We start from the raw sequence: 3,861 nt of genomic DNA, 5'->3' as shown, positions 1-3,861 counted from the left end.
CTTTCAGGACCTGCTGAAGTGCTGGACCGGCATCTGCACCACCTGCGGCCGCCCCCTCGCCAAGAGCAGACCCAAAACCTAACGAAGCACTACTAAGCCGCAGGTCTGACACCACCTCGGAACGCCACCGCGTCGACGGGACCGGCTCAGGGGTTCAAGTCCAGGACGCGGACCGGCTCGCCCTCCCACCGCTTCGGGACGGTGGTGGCGACGATCGCGCCGTCCGGCCGGTCGGGCGTGGGCTGCGCAGCGTACTGGCTGTGCGCCGCCGCCCATGTTTCCTGCCGTGCCACAGTCAGGGCGGCGGCCAGGTCTAGGTCGACGACCGTGATGCCCGGTAAGGTGGCCAGATGCTCGGCTGTTTCCCGGCCTGGCACGTTCTGCCTCGACCAGTGCGCACGCCGGGGCGTACAGGAACCAGCCGGATTCGGCGTGGGCCCGGTGGATGAGCCGGGAAGCAAGGATGTTGCCCTGGCCGGCCGCGGTCATCGCCGTCTCGTCCAGCACGATGTGCATGGCCTCGGTCACCGGCTCTTCACCTCGGCAAGGCGCCGGTCCAGCTCACTGTCCAAGTCGTGTTCTTCAGCCGTGGACGGGGCATAGCCGTTCCACGCCTCCAGTGCCGCACGAGCCTGCTCCGCGCGCTCGGCGCGTTCTTGCGGAGTCAGCAGAGTGTCGGCGAGGCGGGCTAGGTAGGCACGCAGCGACAGGCCCTCGGCGGCCGCGATGGCGGCCAGCCGGTCCTTGGCTTCCTCGGGGATACGGACATTGGCATCAGACATCGTCGTACTCCTTCCCATCCCTCAAGGGTACGGGTACGTACCCGTACCCGTTAGTCGCCATGCGTAGGGGCCTGACCTGGCCTGCTTCGCGTTCAAGGCGTCGGTTGCGGCTGGAGGCTATGGCTCGAAGATCAGAGGCGAGGTGAACGCGGGGATCTATGTGCGGCCTCGGGGGCACCATCGGCACAGCCGTTGACGCCAAGGATTTGATCTTTGACGTCAGGCCGCGTTCGGGGCGATCAGCTACCCGGCGACAGGCCAGGGGATATTTCCAGCTAGTGGCTGATTCGCCCTCCTGCGGCTGCAGTGGGGCGGAACCTAAGGTAATGCCCGGCGCGCGCCACCTGTCCCGTATTGCACCCGAGACTGAGGAGCACTGCCATGCCAGAGTTGATCCTGCTCGCAGGCGGACCGGTAACGATGACACATCACGTCACCGGCACGTACCTGATGTGCAACGACTGGCACGACGGCGTCGGCAACCACATCCAGACCTGGGCGGAAGACCCCTTCCACAAGGACAGCACCTCGCACCGATGGCTCCTGCGGCAGACCGCCGACAGCAGCACCGTGCGCATCGAGTCCTACGCCAACCGCCGGTCCATCACGGCGGGAGCCAACCCGCCCGACATCGTGACCTTCCAGGAGCGCGGCAAGAGTCTCAACCAGCAGTGGCAGCTGGTGTCCCACTCGGAGAGGAGCAACGACTTCTACATCGTCTCCGTCGTACACCCGGGCTACGCCCTCGCCATCTCCGACCACTTGCAGGGCAACGACCGGTTGGTGGGTCTGACCCGGATGTGGGGCGGCCCGAACCTCTCCCAGCTGTGGCGGATCTACCCCTCGGCCCAGGACGACGACTGACCCTCACCATCTGAACCAGCCCAACGGCGACGGCCTGGACACCTCTGAAGGCATCCAGGCCGTCGAACGCGTCGATGCCAGGATGCCCCGACATCGGCTGGCTGAAGAAGATCCCGTGCGTCGCGGTGCATGCGCCGTTTCCTCCGGACGCGTCGCTCGCATCGAAGCCGAACGGTGAGTCACAGACGGCTCTGGATCCACACGCCGAGGACTCCTGCCAGGGCGGTGCCGGTGCCGTAGCAGATTCCGCGCAGCAGGTGCATGAGGGCGGTTCGCCGACGGCGGGCTGCCCAGCGCACGAACCGGGTCAGCGGACCGGGGCGGGGAGCGGGAGGGGCCAGGGTGGGGGGCATCGGGTGCTCCTTTTCGGAATTCGGGCATGGTGGGCAGCCCCCGGTCGGCCTTGGCGTTATCCGGCGGCTGATGTGTCGGTCCGGTCTTCAGGAGGGGTGGCGACGTTGCCGTTGCCGCGCCGCGCTGGTACCTGCCATGGGGTACCAGCGCGGCCGCAGAAGTGAGTCAGTGCCTGACGAGAGCGTCGGGGAGCTGTTCGAACGTCATGAAGTTGCGCAGCTCGGTGCTCCACGGGGCTTGGCGGGCGAGACCTTCGGCGATGGTCGCCCTCCCCTGGACAGGCTGTGGGCGGTGCCGGTCAGGCGTGTAGCCGAGCATTCGGGCGAAGGTGCGCCACAGGCGGGCGTCTCGTACGCAGTCGGCGCCGGCGTGGGGTGCGGCGAGCAGGTGAGCGGCGAGTGAGTCACCTGCTCCTGCGGCGAACCGCCACCAGTACAAGGCGCTTTCGCAGCGGTCCAAGGTGTAGAGCAGGCATGCGAAGGTGCGGGCGCCCGCTCGATCGTAGTCGCTGTCGAAGGCCAGCAGGGTGTCGATTTCGTCGGAGCGCAGCACGCTTTCGCAGGTGCGTCGGACGTAGTCGAGTACCGCCGCCGGGTGAGCTGCCGGGTCGCGCGTGATGATCGGCGTGGGCCGGCGCCGCAGGGCCCTGCGGATTCGTGGGCGGGCGAACCGCTGAAGGGGCGCTTTGTACGAAGGGGGTAGTGCGACTGGGCCGGCCGGTTCGCCTTCTTCATCTGCGGGTTGTGGGCTGGGGCCGGTCTGCACCCTGGGCGGGCGAGCGGCGTCTTGCGCGATGCGGACGGCCAGGCGCTGCATGAAGTCGTCGGTGTCGTGTGTGCTGATCATGTCGTGGAGTACCTGCGCCTCGGCGCGCAAAGTTTCTTCGATCATCAGGAATCCCCTTCCCCCGGTTCGGGGAGATCCATGAGAGCTTGTAGGTTCTTTCGTCCCTTTTGGATGTTGGCCTTGGCGGCTTCCTTCGTGATGCTGAGCTGGTCGGCGATTTCGTCGAAGGTCTGGTCTTCGAGGTAGCGCAGCCGGACGCACTCGGCCTGCTGGGGTGCCCGTGCTCGCAGGCGGTCAAGGGCGCGGTCGAGCCGGTCGTAGCCGCGGAGCATGAGGATGTCGTCGACGGTGGGTGTGTCGGCGTACGCGGTGTACGACGTTCCCGGAATGGAAACTTCGCGGCTGGTGTGCCGGACACGCCTGCGGTAGAAGTCGGTGATCGCCGTGCGCAGGATGGTGTGCGCGAGGGCCAGCGGATTGGGATGAGCCTCGATACGCGGCCACTTGCGGCACATCTGTATCCCGGCGTCCATGAGCGCTTCGTCAGCGTCGTGCAGGTTGCGCAGCCGCCGTACAGCGATGCGCAGGAACTCTTCCTTGTGCTTGGCGAAGAACACCCCGAAAGCCTGAAGTTCAGCGGGCTGCGTCAGGTCGCTGCCCTGGCCGGACGAATCGTTCACCGCACCTCCCGCTGGTGTGGAGGCAGAGCGAGGCGACGCAGCCCGTGCGGCTCCGGTTTGATCTGCTGCGGGGGCTGGGATGGTGCGACGCGCACAGCGGAGCGGTGCTCCGGGCGAGCCTGCGAGGCGATGCGGACGCCACGGTGGAGACCGGGGCCGAAGCCCGCGTCGGTCAGCTGGTGTACGACGGCTCGCGCCGTGGCACACCAGACCTGGTGAAGCCTCACGGACCTTCCTTCGTTCCAAGTCGGCTTCTTAGAGGTCGTTTTCATCTGTAGTGGCTGGATAAAGGCCGATTTATGGAGTGCGGGATGGCGGTGCAGAGGAGGTAGCAGGTGTGGTTGGGGCATGTGGGTTGTGTGGGGTGACGGGTGGGGCAGGATGCGGCACGTGCC

6 protein-coding genes and 1 pseudogene are annotated in these 3,861 nt (G+C 66.8%); 1 reads left to right on the top strand and 6 read right to left on the bottom strand.

Going from position 1 to position 3,861, the window contains the following annotated elements:
* Positions 1-146 precede the first annotated feature (146 nt).
* Together ABZX79_RS37735 and ABZX79_RS37730 are read right to left on the bottom strand one after the other, a co-directional pair.
* Positions 147-516, bottom strand: a pseudogene (locus ABZX79_RS37735) (hypothetical protein).
* An 8-nt stretch (positions 517-524) separates the two neighbouring features.
* The gene (locus ABZX79_RS37730) at positions 525-782 is read right to left on the bottom strand and encodes a hypothetical protein (protein WP_355268564.1); all 258 of its coding nucleotides are present in this window, start codon (positions 780-782) and stop codon (positions 525-527) included.
* A 381-nt stretch (positions 783-1,163) separates the two neighbouring features.
* Here ABZX79_RS37730 and ABZX79_RS37725 point away from each other — a divergent pair, with 381 nt between their 5' ends.
* Positions 1,164-1,646, top strand: coding sequence for a hypothetical protein (locus ABZX79_RS37725; protein ID WP_355268561.1), 483 nt, complete (start codon positions 1,164-1,166; stop codon positions 1,644-1,646).
* Positions 1,647-1,825: 179 nt separating this feature from the next.
* Here ABZX79_RS37725 and ABZX79_RS37720 read toward each other — a convergent pair whose 3' ends face one another.
* The 4 genes from ABZX79_RS37720 to ABZX79_RS37705 form a co-directional block, all read right to left on the bottom strand.
* A complete protein-coding gene (locus tag ABZX79_RS37720; RefSeq protein WP_355268558.1) occupies positions 1,826-1,999 on the bottom strand; it encodes a hypothetical protein in 174 nt (57 codons plus the stop codon).
* A gap of 166 nt (positions 2,000-2,165) precedes the next feature.
* Complete coding sequence (locus ABZX79_RS37715; RefSeq protein ID WP_355268555.1) at positions 2,166-2,891, bottom strand: hypothetical protein; 726 nt, start codon at positions 2,889-2,891, stop codon at positions 2,166-2,168.
* Positions 2,891-3,466 (bottom strand): sigma-70 family RNA polymerase sigma factor, encoded by a 576-nt coding sequence (locus tag ABZX79_RS37710; RefSeq protein WP_355268553.1) that lies wholly within the window; start codon positions 3,464-3,466, stop codon positions 2,891-2,893. The genes ABZX79_RS37715 and ABZX79_RS37710 overlap by 1 nt, the downstream gene beginning before the upstream one ends.
* Entirely contained in the window at positions 3,463-3,693 is a 231-nt protein-coding gene (locus tag ABZX79_RS37705) for a hypothetical protein (protein WP_355268550.1), read from the bottom strand. The genes ABZX79_RS37710 and ABZX79_RS37705 overlap by 4 nt, the downstream gene beginning before the upstream one ends.
* Positions 3,694-3,861 lie beyond the last annotated feature (168 nt).

This window comes from Streptomyces sp. NPDC002994, from assembly GCF_040611155.1.
Taxonomy (GTDB): Bacteria; Actinomycetota; Actinomycetes; order Streptomycetales; family Streptomycetaceae; genus Streptomyces.
Note: the sequence above shows the minus strand (reverse complement) of the source record. Positions and strands in the feature narration are given on the sequence as shown.